We start from the raw sequence: 16,887 nt of genomic DNA on the forward strand, positions 1-16,887 counted from the left end.
TAATAAAACTTCAGTTCAAATTCTCCACCAATATTTTCAAGAAAGCCGTAACCGCTTTTTTCTCATAAACTTCCTTCAAAGAAATAAGCATCGCAGTTCGCGTCATGTTTTTACCGCTTATCGGAATTGCATACAAATCTTCTTCGTTTTCAATTGTAGTTTTCGTTAAAATCGTATGCCATTTTCCTGTTTTAATTAATTCTAATAAAGTCGGAATATCATTTATTTCAATCGTAACATTTGGATGTAAATTGCTTTTCTCAAAAGCCTTGCTGATAAATTGAGTCGTACTGAAACCGCCAGCAGGCATTGCAAGAGGAAGTGTGCTAATTTCTTCAAGCGAAATGGTCTTTTTATTTTTTAAAGAAGTTTCAGATGAGGTAACCAAAGCCATTGGCGAAGTAAACAATTCTAGATATTTGAAATGCGCCTCAGAAGCAATTTCTTCAAAAGTTAGAATAACGTCAAGCTGAAAATGATTTAGTTTATGAATTAATTCCTGCGAAGTTCCAAAGATAATTTCGAACTGGATTTTTGGATATTCGGAGCTGAATAAAATCAATGCTTTTGTAACTACGTGACGCAGCGCATATGTTACGCCAATGGCTACTTTTCCAGTTTCGAGTTTATTTAAATCCTTTAATAATTCGAGTCCGTCAGAAGCTTTGTTGACCGATTGTTGTGCATAAACGGCAAACAAATCTCCAGCTTCAGTAAGCGTAATTCTTTTTCCGATTCGGTTAAAAAGCGGCACTTGAAGTTCGTCTTCTAACTGTTTTATTTGTTGTGATAGTGTGCTTTGACTGATGAAAAGTGCCGAAGCGGCCTCTGTAAAATTCAGTAATTCTTTTGCTTTTAGGAAATATTTTAGTTGACGAAGTTCCATTTCTAAATCGGTTTTATCGATTGATTATATCGAAAAATAAGGTTTTACAAATATAGAAATTCTTAAGAACTTTGCTTTGTTGTAAAATTAGAAGTAAAACAAAATGGAAATTATAGCTTTACAAGAAGGAAATTATATCGTCAATTCTCAAAAAGAATTTCAGCTTTTAACAGAGAATACAACCGAAATGGGTTTAAAAATGGCCATTCAGCCTTTTCTTGTTATTACAGATAATGATGTTATTTTAATAGATTTCGGTTTAGGATTTGTCAATAACGGCGTTCCGTTTATTCATGAAATGCTGAGAAAAAATAATATCGAACCTAAACAGATTACTAAAATTTTGGTTTCGCATTTGCATAAAGATCATATTGAAGGAATCGGTTATTTCGAAAATAATCAATTCGTTCAAAATTTTCCAAATGCGAGAATTTATATTCAAGAACGAGAAATAGATTTCGCTTTAGAACAATTGCAAAATCCGTCTTACATTCCAGAAATATTAAATGAGCTGAAAAATTTGCCAAACGTTGAATTATTAAATGAAGACAGCGGTAATATAACTGACGAAATTTACTTTGAAGTTACAGCAGGACATACCAAATTTCAACAAGTATTTTGGATTAAGGCAGATGACGAAATTGTTTTTTACGGAGCAGATGATTTGCCACAAAAAAGATATTTAAAATTCCCTGTTGCTTACAAAACAGATTTCGACGGAAAACGTGCCATGGAATCAAGAAAAAAATGGGAGCAACAAGCTAAAGACGAAAATTGGAAAGTGCTTTTGTATCATGATATGAAAACACCAATTTTAGATTTTGCCGAAGAAAGAAGCGATTTGGAAAAAGCGAGTTGATAAAAAAGAAGTTAAATAGAAAAAAGAAGCTAGAAACAAGATTTCTATTTTTGAGTTGAAAAAAAGAAGCAAGAGGCAAGAAGAAAGATACTTGTTTATACTTTAAATAATAAAAGGAAAATTCAGATTAAATTATTTAGTCTGAATTTTTTTTTAGCAGAAAATAGAAGAAACAAAACGCTTTTTACTTTTTCTTCCAAAGAAGTACGCAAAATTGAGAACGCTTTTGTAATCTGTGCTTCAACGGTTTTGATCGAAACATCCAAATGTTCTGCGATTTCAATATTGGTTAAACCTTCTTTTTTACTTAAAATAAAAACTTCTTTGCATTTTGGCGGTAAGTTTTGAATTTCTTTGTTCACTGCATTCAAAACCCTTTGAAAAGCTTCAGAATCTTCTTCCTGAACGATTCCGTTTAAAGCATCGTAATATGATTTTTCTAGCGAAAATAAAGACTGGTTTTTTCGATACAAATCGATAAATTCATTGTAAACCAGTTTATAAAGAAAACTTTTTAAAGAATGATCTGTTTTTAATCTCGTACGCTGTTCCCAAACTTTAATAAAAACATTCTGTACGATATCTTCGGCGCTGTAAACATTTTTAACCAAGCTGTTAGCATACACACAAAGTTTATGATGATAGGTGTCGATAAGATACGTGTAAGCGCTTTCATCTCCATTTCGTAGAGACTCAATTAGAGTAATATTATCGCTGTAATCATCAATCTTCATAAAAACAAATATATAAATTAATAGTTTTTGAGGTCAAAAAGTAAACTGAATTTGATCAAATCGACCTTTTTTTTGCCTTTCTATTTGAAAATTATTACAAATAAAAAAGGTACAAAATGCAAATATAAATCTTTTATCTTATAATTTCTACTGAATTAGTCGAGTTTTATTGAGAGAAAAGACTTGTCAAAAATAAAATATTCATGAAAATGAAAAAAACTTTATCAAATTGTTAGGGTTTTGTTTTTTGGCTTCGTAATAATATTAAAAACGACTAAAATGACAGTGAAAAAGTCAGAGCGACTAATTGTTAAATTTATCACAAATCAGGCTTCTCAGGAAGAAATTGAGGAGTTAACTGCGTGGTTAAAAGACGAAGAGAATCAAATTGTATTTAAGGATTTTGTGCAAACCAATTATGCAATTGATTCTACTTTGAACACTTTTGATTCGACTGAAGTTAGAAAACAGCTTTCAGAACGAATCAATAAAGAAAATAATGTTTTTTATAAAAAGAGATTTTCATCTTATTACAAATATGCTGCGGTTTTAGTTGTGGCTTTGGGAGGTTTTTATTTCTATAAAAATTCAAGTTCAGAACAAGTTAAACAAAATGTTATCGTGCCGAGAGTGGACGAAATTGTTTTACAATTTGGTAACGGAGCATCTGAAAATATTGATATTTCTGAAGAAAAAAATGTTACAGATAAAGACGGAAATATCATCGGAAAACAAGAAAAAAACAGATTGGTTTATAATAAAGCTTTTGCTGAAGGAGAATTGGTTTACAACACTTTAAAAATTCCGTACGGGAAAAAATTTGATGTGCAATTATCAGACGGAACTTTGGTGCATTTAAATTCTGGAACTTCATTTAAATATCCAGTTCAGTTTGTCAAAAATAAAAACAGACAAGTGTATTTAACTGGCGAAGCGTATTTTGAAGTTAGTAAAGACAAAAGTCATCCGTTTACGGTAAATGCGCAGGAAGTTAATGTTGAGGTTTTAGGAACTAAGTTCAATGTAGACTCGTATAGTAATAATAGCAGTACTGATGTTGTGCTGGTTGAAGGTAAAGTTTCGCTTTACAAAGATCAGAAAACAAGTGAAAATCAGGTTTTTTTAACGCCAGGTTTTAAAGGTTCGGCTCCAAAAGGGCAGAGCGAAATTAAAATCGAACAGGTAAATACCGATTATTATACGGATTGGGTAAAAGGAAGTTTGGTTTTTAAAAATGCTTCGTTTGATGATATTATCAAAAAGTTAGAACGCCAATACAATGTGACTTTCATCAACAGAAATAAAACACTTGGAAGAGAAATTTTCAATGCTCGTTTTGATAACGAACCGATTGAAGTAGTCTTGAAATATTTCAGCGACAGTTATGCGATTGATTACAATATTGACCAAGATAAGATTACAATTAAATAAAGATAAAAAGTAGAAAAAAGAGACAGGAAGAAAGATTGGAAAATCTAAAATCTGCAATCTAAAATCTAAAATCTAAAATAACCCCGCCTATGTAACAAAAATCCAAAATGAAAAGGATCGTTATAAAAAAACCGGAAAATGCGCCAACATTTCCCGGTGGAATATCGGTCAGTTAATTAACCAACCAACATTAAAAAAAACATTTAAAAGTATGAAAAAACTCTTGAACAAAATCAGGTTTGATAAGCCTTTTTTGAAATTTGATTTGAAAATGAAATTGACCACATTATTTCTGCTAACTGCCCTAACAGTAATGCACGCCGGAACCACTTATTCTCAAAAAAACAAGATCTCTTTTAATGCGAGCAACATGACCGTTGCAAAAGTGATTGAGAGACTTGAATATACTACAGATTACAGATTTGTATACAATGTAAGATCTGTAGATTTAAACAGAGTAATCGACGTAAATGCATACGAAGCTTCAATTGAAGTTATTTTAAATAAGATTTTTAATAATACCAGTACCGATTTTAAAGTGTCAGGAAATCATATTGTTCTGACGCCTAGAAAAATCTCTGTAGAAAAAACTGAAGAGAAAAAACCTGTTGCCGATTTTATCGTAAAAGGTAGAGTAACAGATGAAAAAGGAATGCCTTTAGTTGGTGCAGCGATTTCTGATAATGGCTCTGGAAGAGGTGTAAATACCGATTTTAATGGTGAATATCAGATTATTGCGGTAAGCAGTGAAACGACTTTAGCTTTTGCATATTTAGGATATGTAAGACAAGAGATTAAAGTTGATGGCAGAAGCGTGATTAATGTTGTTTTAAAAGAAGATGTTCAGGAATTAGAAGGGATTGTATTAAAAACAGGTTATCAGGAAATTACTGCAGAAAAGGCAACGGGATCTTTCTCAAGTTTAAAAGCAAAAGAGTTTCAAGAACAACGTTTAAGCAGTTTAGATAAAATTTTAGAAGGACGTATTGTTGGATATCAGGATGGAAAAATTCGTGGAACGACATCTATGAATGCTAATGCTATGGCTCCGTTATATGTTATTGACGGTTTTCCAGTTGAAAATACTAGATTAACGCCTTATGCGACTATCGAAGAGAATCTACCTAGTTTAAACTTAGAAGATATTGAAACAATTACGGTTTTAAAAGATGCCGCAGCTTCTTCTATTTATGGTGCTCGTGCCGCAAATGGAGTTGTGGTAATTACAACGAAAAAAGCAAAAGCGGGTAAAACAAATATTTCATTTTCAAGTAATTTAACCGTTACACCTTACCGAAATTATACTGGTAATCTTACTAGTTCTGCTGATATTATTGGTTTAGAAAGAGGATGGGCAGACGGAAATCCAAATTTGAAAACTGCTAATTCGGCTACTTATGCACAGTCTTTATTGAATAATGCTGTGTTTACAAGTTTAGGAATGCAGACTATTTTAAATGGCTATGCAGGAAATATTACGCAAGCAGATATGAATAATCGTTTGAATCAATTGGGGGCTCAAGGTTATAAATATTATGATGATGTAGCAAAATATGCAAAACGCGATCAATATTTTATGCAGCACAACCTTAGTTTAGGTAAAGCGAGCGAAAACAATACTTTTAATGCATCGATTACTTATAAAGACAATCAGCTAGAAGACAGATATTCTGAAAACCAAACGGTTGGAATTAATTTGAAAAACTCAACGCAAATTAACCACTGGCTGTCTTTAGATTTAGGTACTTATTTAAATTACGGAATCGGAGATACTCAGTATTATAATCCTCTTAATCCAACTACAATACCAGCTAATCCAGGTTATAAATGGCAACCATATAATCAGTTGGTTAATGCCGATGGAAGCAATTTTGTTTCTACTGCTGCTTCTCGCTACAACAATTTCACGCTTAATTCTATGCAAACTTACGGTCTTTATAACATGGATATTACGCCAATGGATGAATTAGGAAGAAATTTAACTGAAAACAAAAACTTCTTAAACAGAACGTTTGCTAAGTTTAATGTGAAGTTTAGCCATGCGTTTACTTACAATGCAATGTTCCAATATGAATTTGCTTCAGATCGCGCAAGCCAATTATTTGATAGAGAATCATATTATGTGAGAAGCAAAGTAAATGGTTTGGTGACAATTGCAAACAACAAAGCGGTTTACAACTTGCCTTATGGAGATATTATCAAAGAAACCAATCAGTTTTCTAATGCTTATAATTTCCGTCAGCAATTGAATTTCAATCAGACTTTTGCAGAAAAGCATGATTTTTCTGCGATTGCAGGTATGGAAATCCGTCATTCAAAACAAGAGTATAGCAATAATACACGTTATGGTTACGATGCGCAAGCTTTATCTTTTACAGCGATAAATCAGGCCGATTTATTAAAAGTATATGGATCTGTCTTTAGCGGTTATATGTCACAAAACGAGGATTTTGGATTAGAAAAAGAACTGCAAAACCGTTACGTTTCGGTTTACTCAACAGGAGGTTATACGTATGACAAGAGATATACATTATCAGGAAGTATTCGTTGGGATCGTTCTAATCTTTGGGGAACAGACAGTAAATACCAAAACAAGCCAATTTGGTCTGTAGGTGCGGGTTGGAATATTAACAATGAATCGTTTTTTGATGTTGCTTGGGTTGATGCTCTTAAACTTCGTGGTTCTTATGGTATTGCAGGAAATATAGCCAAAGATTCTGCGCCTTATTTAACAGCTTTTTATTATGCTAATGCTAATGTTGGAGGAACTTATGGAAGTGTAGGGAAACGACCAAATCCTGAATTATCTTGGGAAAAAACAACAACAACCAATATAGGTTTAGATTTTTCATTCTTTAAAAGCAGATTAAGCGGAACTCTAGATTTATACAAGAAAAAAGGTCAGGATTTATTAGCAAGCAGTCAAGGAATTCCAACGGAAGGATTTGGTTATTCTACCTATTATCTCAACAACGGAGAAATGACGAACAAAGGTGTCGAAGCTACTTTAAGAGGAACAATTGTAAAAACGCCTTCTTTTTCTTGGGACGCCGCTGTTTTGTATGCCTATAATAAAAACACAGTTGATTATGTAAATGTAAAAGCGCCTGTCTATTATTTACAATTAGATTATCCGCAAGCTTATCCTAGAGTTGGAACAAGTTTTAACAGTATTTATGGTTATCAATGGGCTGGTTTAAGCAATACAGGAATTCCGCAAGTTTATGATGCTTCGGGTACAGCGGTGAAATATAATCCTGGACAATTGGATGCAATTAAAGATTATGGTTCGACAGTTCCTATACACAGCGGTTCTTTCCATACCTCAGCAAATTATAAAAACTTCTCACTTTCAGCTCTTTTCATTTATGAGTTAGGACATAAAGTAAAAAATACATTCCTTCCAATGTTGGCTAATAATTACAATGGCGGACTTGGGGGTTATGTAACAGATATTACACCGGTGAACAATAATATTGCAAATCGTTGGATGAAACCAGGTGATGAGGCTTTTACTAATGTTCCGAGAGCGGTTTACGAATATGAAGCAGATTTTAATTCAGAATCTCGCACTATTTATTCTTATGCAGATATCAATATTTTGGATGCTTCAAATCTGAGATTGAGCAACATTTCGTTAGCGTATCAAATGCCAAAAGACATTATTAAAAGAGTAAAATTAGACGGAGTACGATTCAATTTGAACGCAGAAAACGTATACACTTTTGCTAAAAGTAGAGATGCCAAATACATGTTAGGCGGTTTCATATCTCCAAGTTTTGTGATGGGCGTAAATGTTAATTTCTAATTTATAAAGACTAGACGATGAAAAATATATATAAAAAAGTAGCGTGCTTATTGGCTTTAGGATTGACTTTGGCATCTTGCGATGATTATTTGAGCGATGTTCCAAAAGGAGCAAAATCGCCAGAAACATTAGCAGATTATGAAGCTTTTTTGCGTGACGAATACAATACAAGATTAGATATCTTGGGCGCAAATCATGTACTTAATGACCAATTTGTAACAGCTGCTACACTAACAAGCAATAGACTGTATAACGCTAATTATATGTGGGACGAAAGTGCAGATCGTATTGCATTGAAAGTTTCAGACGAATCATATTATTATACAGCTTATAGCGGAATTTCAGCTTTTAATTTAATTATTGAAAATGCGCTTTCGACAACCAAAGCGACTGAGCAAGAACAGAGAGTAGTTTGGGCGCAAGCAAAAATAATGCGTTCGATGAACTTTTTTTATGTGGCTAATTTTTATGCCGATACTTATGTAGCTTCTACAGCGGCAACAAAACTATCAGTTCCGTTAATTACAAGTGCCAATATTAATGCGCCAAGCAAACAGGTAACTATTCAGGAAATGTATGATTTCATTCTGAATGATATCAAAGAAGCATTGCCTTATTTGCCTAAAGTTTCTCAAACCGCTTTGCATCCAAATTTAGGAGCTGGTTATGCTTTTTATTCGAGAGTTTATCTGCAAATGAATAACTATACAGAGGCTTTAAAATATGCAGATTTGGCATTAGCGGAAAATAATAAATTATTTGATTGGGTAGCGTTTTACGAAGCTAATAAAGCGATTATAGATGTGCCAAATTCATACACAACTGCTGTATCTCCAATGGGTTATAACAATGTTGAAAATTATGTTTTCAGACACGGTTCAAGTCGTTCATTAGGAAGAGAACCAAGTATACCAGTAGAAAGAGCGGCACGTTTTGAAACGGGAGATTTACGTTTAAAATCTCGTTGGAAAATAAGAACTGTGGGAGCTGACACTTATTACTATTCGATATTATCTGGAATGTACAATTTCGGCGGACTTACAACTGTTGAGGTTTATTTAATTAAAGCGGAGTGTTTGGCACGTGATAATAAAATTAGTGAAGCATTAGCAATTTTGAACGCCATTCGTAAAACACGTATTCTTCCAGCATCGTATCAAGATATTGCAACTACAGATAAAACAACTGCTTTGAATGCTATTTTCAGAACAAAAAATAACGAATCTGTACAGACTCTTATTCCGTATGCAGATGCAAGACGTTTAAACGCAGAAGGAGTTTATAAAGTTAGTTTTAGCAAAGTTGTAAATGGAACGACGTACACATTATCTTCAGATTCTCATTTATGGACATCGCCTTTCCCACAAGGAGCAACGCAAAATCCAGGAAACGGTACAATTACACAAAACGTAGACAAATAATAATCTAAAAGCTTCCCGATTAGATTTCCCCGAAAGGGAAGCTTTTTCTAAAATATCAATCAAAAAATGAAAGCAATTCAAAACAAAATTTTAGGATTCTGTCTTTGTTTGTTTATGGTTTCCATCAACATTCAGGCACAAAAGAAAAAAGCAACCTCAGCAGTTGCAACTTCTTATACAATTGAAGGGAACATCACTGGTTTATCCGACGGAACAGCTGTAAAATTGGTTCCGGGCGCAACGCATTCATCTGAACTTCCAGTTGCTGAAACGGCATTAAAAGACGGGAAATTTACTTTCACAGGAAAATTAAAAGAACCTCGTTTTTTCTATGTTGTCTTTGGTAAAAGCAAAGGAAATATTTCTGTAATGGTCGAAAATTCAAAAATACAAATTGCAGCGACTGGTAAAGTTTCAGATCAAGAAGGAGAATGGATTAGTTTTAAAGATGTAACAATTAAAGGTTCAAAATCACATGATTATTATGCGAAAGAAACGGCTTTTAAACAAGAATTAGAAGCTGATTATACAGCGTATCATGTTGGAATAAATGAACTTAGTAATTTAGCTGGAAAAGCGAAAAAAGAAAATAACAAGAAATTATTAGATTCTGTTTATAATACAGCACAATGGAAAAAATTTGAAGCTGACGAAAAAGCATTTTTCACGAAAGTAGAATTATTGTCGAAAAACTTGATCGAAAAACATAAAACCAATTGGTGGGGACCATTTTTTATGATGACTTCATACAGTTATTTTACTCCAGAGCAAAAGCCAATTTACGAGCAGTTTTCTGAAGCTGCGAAGAAAAGCTACTACGGTCAGATTGTAGATAAAGATTTGAATCCGAAATCTTTAGTAGGAACAAGCATTGCTAATTTCGGATTAAAAGATAAAGACGGAAAAATGTTTAATGCAAAAGATATCGTATCAGGAAAAAAATACATTTTGGTAGATTTTTGGGCTTCTTGGTGCGGTCCATGCCGAAAAGAAATTCCGAACTTAAAAACAGCCTACGCAGAATATGCTCCAAAAGGATTCGAAATTTTAAGCGTATCAATTGATAAAGACGAAAAAGCTTGGCAGAAAGCACTTGGACAAGAAAATATGCAATGGCACAATCTGCTAGACGACGATAAAGTGAGTAAATCATTTAACGTAAAAGCAATTCCTGCGACTTATTTAGTAGACGGTAAAGGTGTAATTATCGGAGAAAACCTGAGAGGTGCAGAATTGGAAGCTAAGTTGAAAGAACTTATGAAATCTTAAGTTTTTAGTCTCGGTTTTCAGTCTCAGTCTCAGTGAAAACTGTAAACTGTGACTGCAAACTAAAAAAAACATCGCAAATTATTAAGTCGCAGTTTTCAGTCTCAGTCTCAGTCGCTGCAAAAACTGTAAACCGCGACTGAGACTGAAAACTAAAAAAAATATAACAAACAAAAAAATATAACATGAAAAGTACAATTTTAAAATCTAGCCTATTCGCATTAACAATGGCGACGGCATTTACTTCTTGCGCGAAGAAAGAAGGATATACAATTAACGGGAAAATTGCAGGATTAGATAAAGGAATCGTTTATTTAGAATATGCAGACGAAAAAGGAGATAAAAAAATAATCGATTCTGCTGAGGTAAAAGAAGGTGCATTTACTTTTACTGGAAAAACAGGAGAACCTCTATTTCATACCGTTAAAATTAAAGGACAAGAATATGGAGCATATTTTCTTTTAGACAATGAAGATATTGCAATCGAAGCAAAAAAAGATTCTGTTTTTAAAGCGAAAGTAACGGGCGCTACACAAAACGGATTCTACAAATCATATTACGATAACGAATTCAAAAAAATACAAGAAATCGCAGGTCCAATTTACAAATTATCAGATTCATTGACACAAGGAGGAAAAGTAAAATTAACTCCAGAACAGCAAACGATGATGGATAAAAAATGGAAAGATCTTGGCGCTTTCGCGGATGATTTGACAGACAAATTCATCAAAAAGAACAAAGACAATTTGGGAGGAGCTTTAGTAATTGAAGACAGAATTGTGTCTTACGGAACTCCAGAAAAAGTAAAAGAATATTATGGAATTTTATCTCCAGAAATTCAAAAATCATTTTACGGAAAAAAATTAAAAACAACAATTGACCTGAATGACAAAACAGCAATTGGCGCTCCAGCATTGGACTTTTCTCAAACGGATATCAACGGAAAAGTAGTGAAATTATCAGACTATAAAGGAAAATATGTTTTAGTAGATTTCTGGGCTTCTTGGTGTGGTCCATGCCGAAAAGAAAATCCGAACGTAGTTGTAGCTTACAAAACGTATCACGACAAAGGATTTGATGTTTTGGGAGTTTCATTAGACGATAAAAAGAAACTTTGGGAAAAAGCAATCGAAAAAGACGGTCTAACTTGGACACATGTTTCTGATTTAAAAGGTTGGCAAAATGAAGCTGCAGTTTTATACGGAGTAAAAATGGTTCCAACGAACTACTTAATTGGACCTGACGGAAAAATCGTAGCTAAAAACCTTAGAGAAGCTGAATTGCAATCTAAATTAAAAGAAATTTTCAGCAAATCATAAATCAGTTCTCAGTCACAGTCTCAGTTTCCAGTTAAACTGAGACTGAATACTGCGACTGCGACTAAAAAAAAATCTCTCAAAAAATGAAAAAATACATCTTTCTGGGCTATTGCTCATTAGCTTTCTGCGCGCTTATGTCAGCGCAGGGTAAATCTGTAAATTTTAAGAAAATAAAAGAACTAGGCGGAATTGAAGAATATTTATATCAGCCAAACGGAATGAATGTTTTGCTTTTGCAAGACAATGCTTCGCCAGTTGCAACGGTACAAATTGTATATCGCGTGGGTTCTAAACACGAAGTTTTAGGAAACACGGGTTCGACGCACCTTTTAGAACATTTAATGTTTAAAGGAACTCCAAGTTTCAACAAGAAAAACGGAAACACGATTACTGATGTTTTGCAAAATACTGGAGCACAATTAAATGCGACAACTTGGTACGATCGTACGAATTATTTTGAAACGCTTCCGAGTGATAAAATCGAATTGGCCATTCAAATTGAAGCCGACAGAATGCGTAATTCTTTATTATTAAAAGAAGATAAAGAAGCAGAAATGACGGTGGTGCGCAACGAATTTGAGCGAGGAGAAAACAATCCGAATAGTTTATTAGATAAAGAAATTTGGGCTGCGGCGTACATTGCACATCCATATCATCACTCGACAATTGGATGGAAATCAGATATCGAAAAAGCGCCGATTGAAGTATTGAAAAATTTCTACAATACGTATTATTGGCCAGATAATGCGACTTTAACCATTATTGGAGATTTCAAAAAAGAGAATGTTTTTGAATTGATCGAAAAGTATTTCGGGAAAATTACAAAAGCGCCAAACGTAATGCCTCAGCCTTATACGGAAGAACCTCAGCAATATGGAGCGCGTAAAATTACAGTAAAAAAACCTGGCGAATTGGGCGTTGTAAGCAAAGCGTATAAAATTCCAGGAGCTCTGCATGAAGATCTTCCAGCGTTGAATATTTTGGCTCAAATTATAGGTGTTGGCCCTTCAGCGATTTTAAACAAAACTTTCGTTGATACGCGTTTAGGAATTTACTCGTATGCCGAAGCAAGCAATTTTAAAGAAGTTGGACTTTTCACGATTGGTGTTGGTTTTCCAACGACTTCAAAGCATGAAGATATTGATGCTAAAATCAGTGAAGTTGTAGCTAAAATTCAGAAAGAAGGTGTAACTCAGGATGAAGTAAATAGAGTTGTGGCAAAAATTAGTGCGCAGACTATTTTGGCTCGTGATGGTTCTGGCGTAATTGCTTCACAATTAAACGAATCTATCGCTGCTGGCGACTGGACAGATTATATTACAGGAGTTGACCGATTGAAAAAAGTAACTCCGGCTGATGTTTTACGCGTTGCAAATAAATATTTGGTTGAAGATCAAAGCACAACAGGATATTTTATTCCGAAACAATCTGGAAACCAGAATAATGATTCAGCGAAAGCGAATAATTATATGCCAGAAAATGGTCCGTTTTATTACAGACATTCAGAAGAAGGACATATTCATGAAGAAACGGCATCTGCTTCATTTTCAACAAATAATTTAAAAGAAGAAATTGCTGCTGCAGAAACTTTAATCGAGAAATCGGCTTCAGCTTTTAAAAGAGAAAAAGTATCTGGAATTGATGTAGTTTCGGTAAAAACCTCAGCAAAAGATTTTGTTACGGTTGCAGCAAGTATTTCGTTAGGAAATTATTCAAGCGAAACTAAAAATGATGTAATTCCAGCTTTAACAGCGTCAATGTTGTCAAAAGGAACGACATTAAATGACAAGTTTAAATTCTCAGAAAAATTGCAAAAATTAGGAGTTACATTAAATGTAAATGCTTCGACTTTTAAAATCAATATCGGATTTAAATGTTTGAAAAAAGACCTAGATCAAGTAATTACTTTATTGGCAGAAGAATTAAGAAATCCGTTGTTTGATGCGAAAGAATTCGAAAATCTTAAACAACAGTTTATTGGAAATACACAGCAAGATTTGAATGATCCAGGCGAAAGAGGAAGCATTGCTTTATCTCAGGCAATTTATCCAAAAGGAAATCCAAATTACAGCTTAAGTGTGGAAGACAATATTGCGAACATCAAAAATGCAACTTTGGATGAAGTAAAAGCTTTCCACAAAAAATATTTCGGAACAGCTTCAATGCGTTTAGTAATTGTGGGTGATACTGATGGAGCAAACTTAAACGCTTCATTAAAAAAATCATTCAAAAATTGGAATGGCGGAGTAACTGAAAAATTAAAATTTGAAGAAGCTACAAAAGCTGCAGCAAAAACAGAAGTAGTAATTATTCCTGAAAAACCAAGTGCAGAATTGTATATCGGACAATTTACAGGTTTAAAAAGAGCCGATGCCGATTATATTCCATTCTACATTGGAAACTACACTTTAGGTGCAGGTTTCGCAGGACGTTTAATGCAAACTGTTCGTGATAATGACGGTTTAACATATAACATTTCTTCTGGTTTAGGAGGAAATATCGAAACGGGAGGTTATTGGTTTGTAAACGCTTCTTTCAATCCGAATTTGTTTCAAAAAGGTTTGGATGCAACAATGGTTCAGGTTGACAAATGGGTAAAAAATGGAATCACAGCTGAAGAATTAGAAAATAAGAAAACGAACTTAATCGGAAGTTTTAAAGTGGGAATGTCAACGACAAGCGGAATGGCGAGAACGATTTTAAGTTTTATCGAAAGAGGTTTAGAACCAAGTTACATCGATCAGTATCCAAAAGATATTGACAAAGCAACTTTACAGCAGGTAAACGATGCGATTAAGAAATACATTCAGCTGGATAAAATGATCATTATCAAATCTGGTTCGCTTGAGAAATAGTTTTTAGTTTTCAGTCTCAGTCACAGTTTTCAGTTTTGAAACTTCAACTTTGTCAAAGTTTCAAACTTTGACAAGTTTGCTACTGCGACTGCGACTGCGACTGAAAACTCAATTTTAATAGTCGTCTTTCATTATTTCATTTTAGAATCTGAATTAGTAAGCCATTTTCTGTGAAAGACCAAAAGAGCTGTTTTGCCGACAGCTCTTTTTTTTCAAAAATTTAATCCAAAAACAATGAGAAATACCATAATTACATTCCTGTTATTGATCTCGTTTTCCATGTTCGGACAAATGTACAATCCGGTAAAATGGACGACAACTGTTGAGAAAATTTCAGATAAAGAATATGTTTTAAAAGCAAAAGCCGTAATACAATCTGGCTGGCATTTGTACGGACAATATATCGAAGAAGGCGGACCTTCACCAACGGCTTTCACTTTTAAAAATCAGCCGAAAAAATTCGAATTAATCGGAAAAACGACCGAAGACAAAGGACACGAAACGGTTGATAAAATCTTCGATATGAAAATTAAATATTTCGAAGATAAAGCACTTTTTACACAAAAAATCAAATTCATTTCAGACGATATTTCCAATATTTCTGCAGAAGTAGATTTTATGGTTTGCGACGACAGCAACTGTTTACCGCCGTCTACAGAAGAATTGACTTTTAAAATTCCGACTGAAAAGAAATTGGCTTCCGCCGAAGAAACTGCAATCGTGAAAAAGGATTCTGTAATAACGGAAGAAAAATCTGTTTCTCAGATTGAAGAAAAAAAATCAAAACAAGAAATTGCAACTTCACCAAAGAAAACGGAATCACGAGGATTACTAACGATTTTTATTTTAGCTTTTTTATCAGGATTTGCAGCATTGTTGACACCTTGCGTTTTTCCAATGATTCCGATGACGGTAAGTTTTTTTACAAAACAGAGTAAAAGCAAAGCAGCGGGAATCAGAAATGCCATGATTTACGGAATTTCAATCGTAATTATTTATGTTTTATTAGGTTCAATTGTAACAGCCGTTTTTGGTGCAGATTCATTGAATGCACTTTCAACTAACGTTTGGTTTAACTTGATTTTCTTTATTTTATTGGTCGTTTTTGCTTGTTCATTTTTAGGCGCTTTCGAAATTGTATTACCAAGTTCGTTAGCTAACAAAGTAGATTCGCAAGCCGATAGAGGAGGGCTGATCGGGATTTTCTTTATGGCTTTGGCTTTAGCGATTGTATCATTTTCATGTACAGGCCCAATCGTAGGGACTTTATTGGTTGAAGCGGCTTCAAAAGGCGGAATCGCGCCAATCGTTGGAATGTTAGGGTTTTCGATTGCCATTGCATTGCCGTTTTCCTTATTTGCTGCTTTTCCAGGTTGGTTAAACGCATTGCCAAAATCGGGCGGATGGCTGAATACGGTTAAAGTTGTTTTAGGATTTTTAGAATTGGCTTTGGCTTTCAAATTTTTATCCAATGCCGATTTAGTTTTACAATTGCATTGGTTAGAAAGAGAAGTTTTCCTTGCGATTTGGATTGCCGTTTTCGGAATGCTGGCTTTTTATTTATTCGGAAAAATTACGTTGCCGCATGATTCTCCTTTAAATCATATTTCGGTTGGAAGATTAGGTTTCGGATTAATCGTTTTAAGTTTTACGATTTATTTGATTCCCGGACTTTGGGGTGCGCCGTTAAAATTAATCAGCGGATTTCCTCCTCCGATGCAATATAGCGAATCTCCAAATGGACTTGGTGTTTCAGGTAATTCCGAGTTAAAAATAACTGGTTCTTTACCAGAAGGAGCAGAGTATGGTCCGCAAAATATTATCACTTTCCATGATTATAATAAAGGAATGGAATATGCGAAAAAAGTTGGGAAACCAGTTTTATTAGACTTTACAGGATATGCTTGCGTAAACTGCAGAAAAATGGAAGAATTGGTTTGGTCAGATCCGAAAGTTTTAGGCGTTTTAAATAATGATGTGGTTTTGATTTCGCTTTACGTAGACGATAAAAAGGAACTCCCAGAAAACGAACAATATGTTTCTGAAACCACTGGAAAAAAGATTAAAACCATTGGAAACAAATGGAGCGATTTACAGATTAAAACCTACAAAGCAAATGCACAGCCGTTTTATGTAATTGTCGATCATAATAGTGCTAACTTGACAGAATCATCTGCTTATAATCCGAATATTGAGGAGTATTACGGTTGGCTTCAAAGCGGAATTAAGAACTTTAAAAAGTAAAATAAAAAACCTCCAAATTCAATTTGATTTTGGAGGTTCTTGTTTTTTAAAGGAGTTTCAAATC

At 34.0% G+C, this 16,887-nt stretch carries 10 protein-coding genes; 8 read left to right on the top strand and 2 right to left on the bottom strand.

Going from position 1 to position 16,887, the window contains the following annotated elements; genetic code table 11:
- Positions 1-10: 10 nt before the first annotated feature.
- Positions 11-886, bottom strand: a complete 876-nt coding sequence (locus tag ACE01P_RS20810; protein WP_379700967.1) for a LysR substrate-binding domain-containing protein — start codon at positions 884-886, stop codon at positions 11-13.
- Positions 887-989: 103 nt separating this feature from the next.
- Between ACE01P_RS20810 and ACE01P_RS20815 the strand changes: the two genes are divergently transcribed.
- Positions 990-1,745, top strand: a complete 756-nt coding sequence (locus tag ACE01P_RS20815; protein ID WP_379700968.1) for an MBL fold metallo-hydrolase — start codon at positions 990-992, stop codon at positions 1,743-1,745.
- 122 nt (positions 1,746-1,867) lie between these two features.
- Here ACE01P_RS20815 and ACE01P_RS20820 read toward each other — a convergent pair whose 3' ends face one another.
- Positions 1,868-2,479, bottom strand: coding sequence for an RNA polymerase sigma factor (locus tag ACE01P_RS20820; protein ID WP_379700969.1), 612 nt, complete (start codon positions 2,477-2,479; stop codon positions 1,868-1,870).
- 279 nt (positions 2,480-2,758) lie between these two features.
- Between ACE01P_RS20820 and ACE01P_RS20825 the strand changes: the two genes are divergently transcribed.
- The 7 genes from ACE01P_RS20825 (at position 2,759) to ACE01P_RS20855 (ending at position 16,823) form a co-directional block, all read left to right on the top strand.
- Complete coding sequence (locus ACE01P_RS20825) at positions 2,759-3,910, top strand: FecR family protein (protein ID WP_379700970.1); 1,152 nt, start codon at positions 2,759-2,761, stop codon at positions 3,908-3,910.
- Positions 3,911-4,121: 211 nt separating this feature from the next.
- Positions 4,122-7,718 carry a SusC/RagA family TonB-linked outer membrane protein gene (locus tag ACE01P_RS20830; RefSeq protein WP_379700972.1) on the top strand — a complete coding sequence of 1,199 codons (3,597 nt, stop codon included), beginning with the start codon at positions 4,122-4,124 and terminating at the stop codon, positions 7,716-7,718.
- Between the two features lie 17 nt (positions 7,719-7,735).
- The gene (locus ACE01P_RS20835; RefSeq protein ID WP_379700973.1) at positions 7,736-9,139 is read left to right on the top strand and encodes a RagB/SusD family nutrient uptake outer membrane protein; all 1,404 of its coding nucleotides are present in this window, start codon (positions 7,736-7,738) and stop codon (positions 9,137-9,139) included.
- Positions 9,140-9,205: 66 nt separating this feature from the next.
- The gene (locus tag ACE01P_RS20840) at positions 9,206-10,408 is read left to right on the top strand and encodes a redoxin domain-containing protein (protein ID WP_379700974.1); all 1,203 of its coding nucleotides are present in this window, start codon (positions 9,206-9,208) and stop codon (positions 10,406-10,408) included.
- 182 nt (positions 10,409-10,590) lie between these two features.
- Positions 10,591-11,724 (top strand): redoxin domain-containing protein, encoded by a 1,134-nt coding sequence (locus tag ACE01P_RS20845; RefSeq protein ID WP_379700975.1) that lies wholly within the window; start codon positions 10,591-10,593, stop codon positions 11,722-11,724.
- An 83-nt stretch (positions 11,725-11,807) separates the two neighbouring features.
- On the top strand, positions 11,808-14,579 hold the full coding sequence (locus ACE01P_RS20850; RefSeq protein WP_379700976.1) for a M16 family metallopeptidase: 2,772 nt from the start codon (positions 11,808-11,810) through the stop codon (positions 14,577-14,579).
- Positions 14,580-14,813: 234 nt separating this feature from the next.
- Positions 14,814-16,823: a cytochrome c biogenesis protein CcdA gene (locus tag ACE01P_RS20855; RefSeq protein ID WP_379700977.1), complete on the top strand. Its 2,010-nt coding sequence runs from the start codon at positions 14,814-14,816 to the stop codon at positions 16,821-16,823.
- Positions 16,824-16,887: the final 64 nt, after the last annotated feature.

The organism is Flavobacterium sp. HJSW_4, assembly GCF_042436695.1.
Classification (GTDB): Bacteria; Bacteroidota; Bacteroidia; order Flavobacteriales; family Flavobacteriaceae; genus Flavobacterium.

Coding starts and splice junctions, on each gene's coding strand:
- ACE01P_RS20810 (WP_379700967.1), bottom strand. CDS start 886: ATGGAACTTCGTCAACTAAAATATTTCCTAAAAGCAAAAGAATTACTG.
- ACE01P_RS20815 (WP_379700968.1), top strand. CDS start 990: ATGGAAATTATAGCTTTACAAGAAGGAAATTATATCGTCAATTCTCAA.
- ACE01P_RS20820 (WP_379700969.1), bottom strand. CDS start 2,479: ATGAAGATTGATGATTACAGCGATAATATTACTCTAATTGAGTCTCTA.
- ACE01P_RS20825 (WP_379700970.1), top strand. CDS start 2,759: ATGACAGTGAAAAAGTCAGAGCGACTAATTGTTAAATTTATCACAAAT.
- ACE01P_RS20830 (WP_379700972.1), top strand. CDS start 4,122: ATGAAAAAACTCTTGAACAAAATCAGGTTTGATAAGCCTTTTTTGAAA.
- ACE01P_RS20835 (WP_379700973.1), top strand. CDS start 7,736: ATGAAAAATATATATAAAAAAGTAGCGTGCTTATTGGCTTTAGGATTG.
- ACE01P_RS20840 (WP_379700974.1), top strand. CDS start 9,206: ATGAAAGCAATTCAAAACAAAATTTTAGGATTCTGTCTTTGTTTGTTT.
- ACE01P_RS20845 (WP_379700975.1), top strand. CDS start 10,591: ATGAAAAGTACAATTTTAAAATCTAGCCTATTCGCATTAACAATGGCG.
- ACE01P_RS20850 (WP_379700976.1), top strand. CDS start 11,808: ATGAAAAAATACATCTTTCTGGGCTATTGCTCATTAGCTTTCTGCGCG.
- ACE01P_RS20855 (WP_379700977.1), top strand. CDS start 14,814: ATGAGAAATACCATAATTACATTCCTGTTATTGATCTCGTTTTCCATG.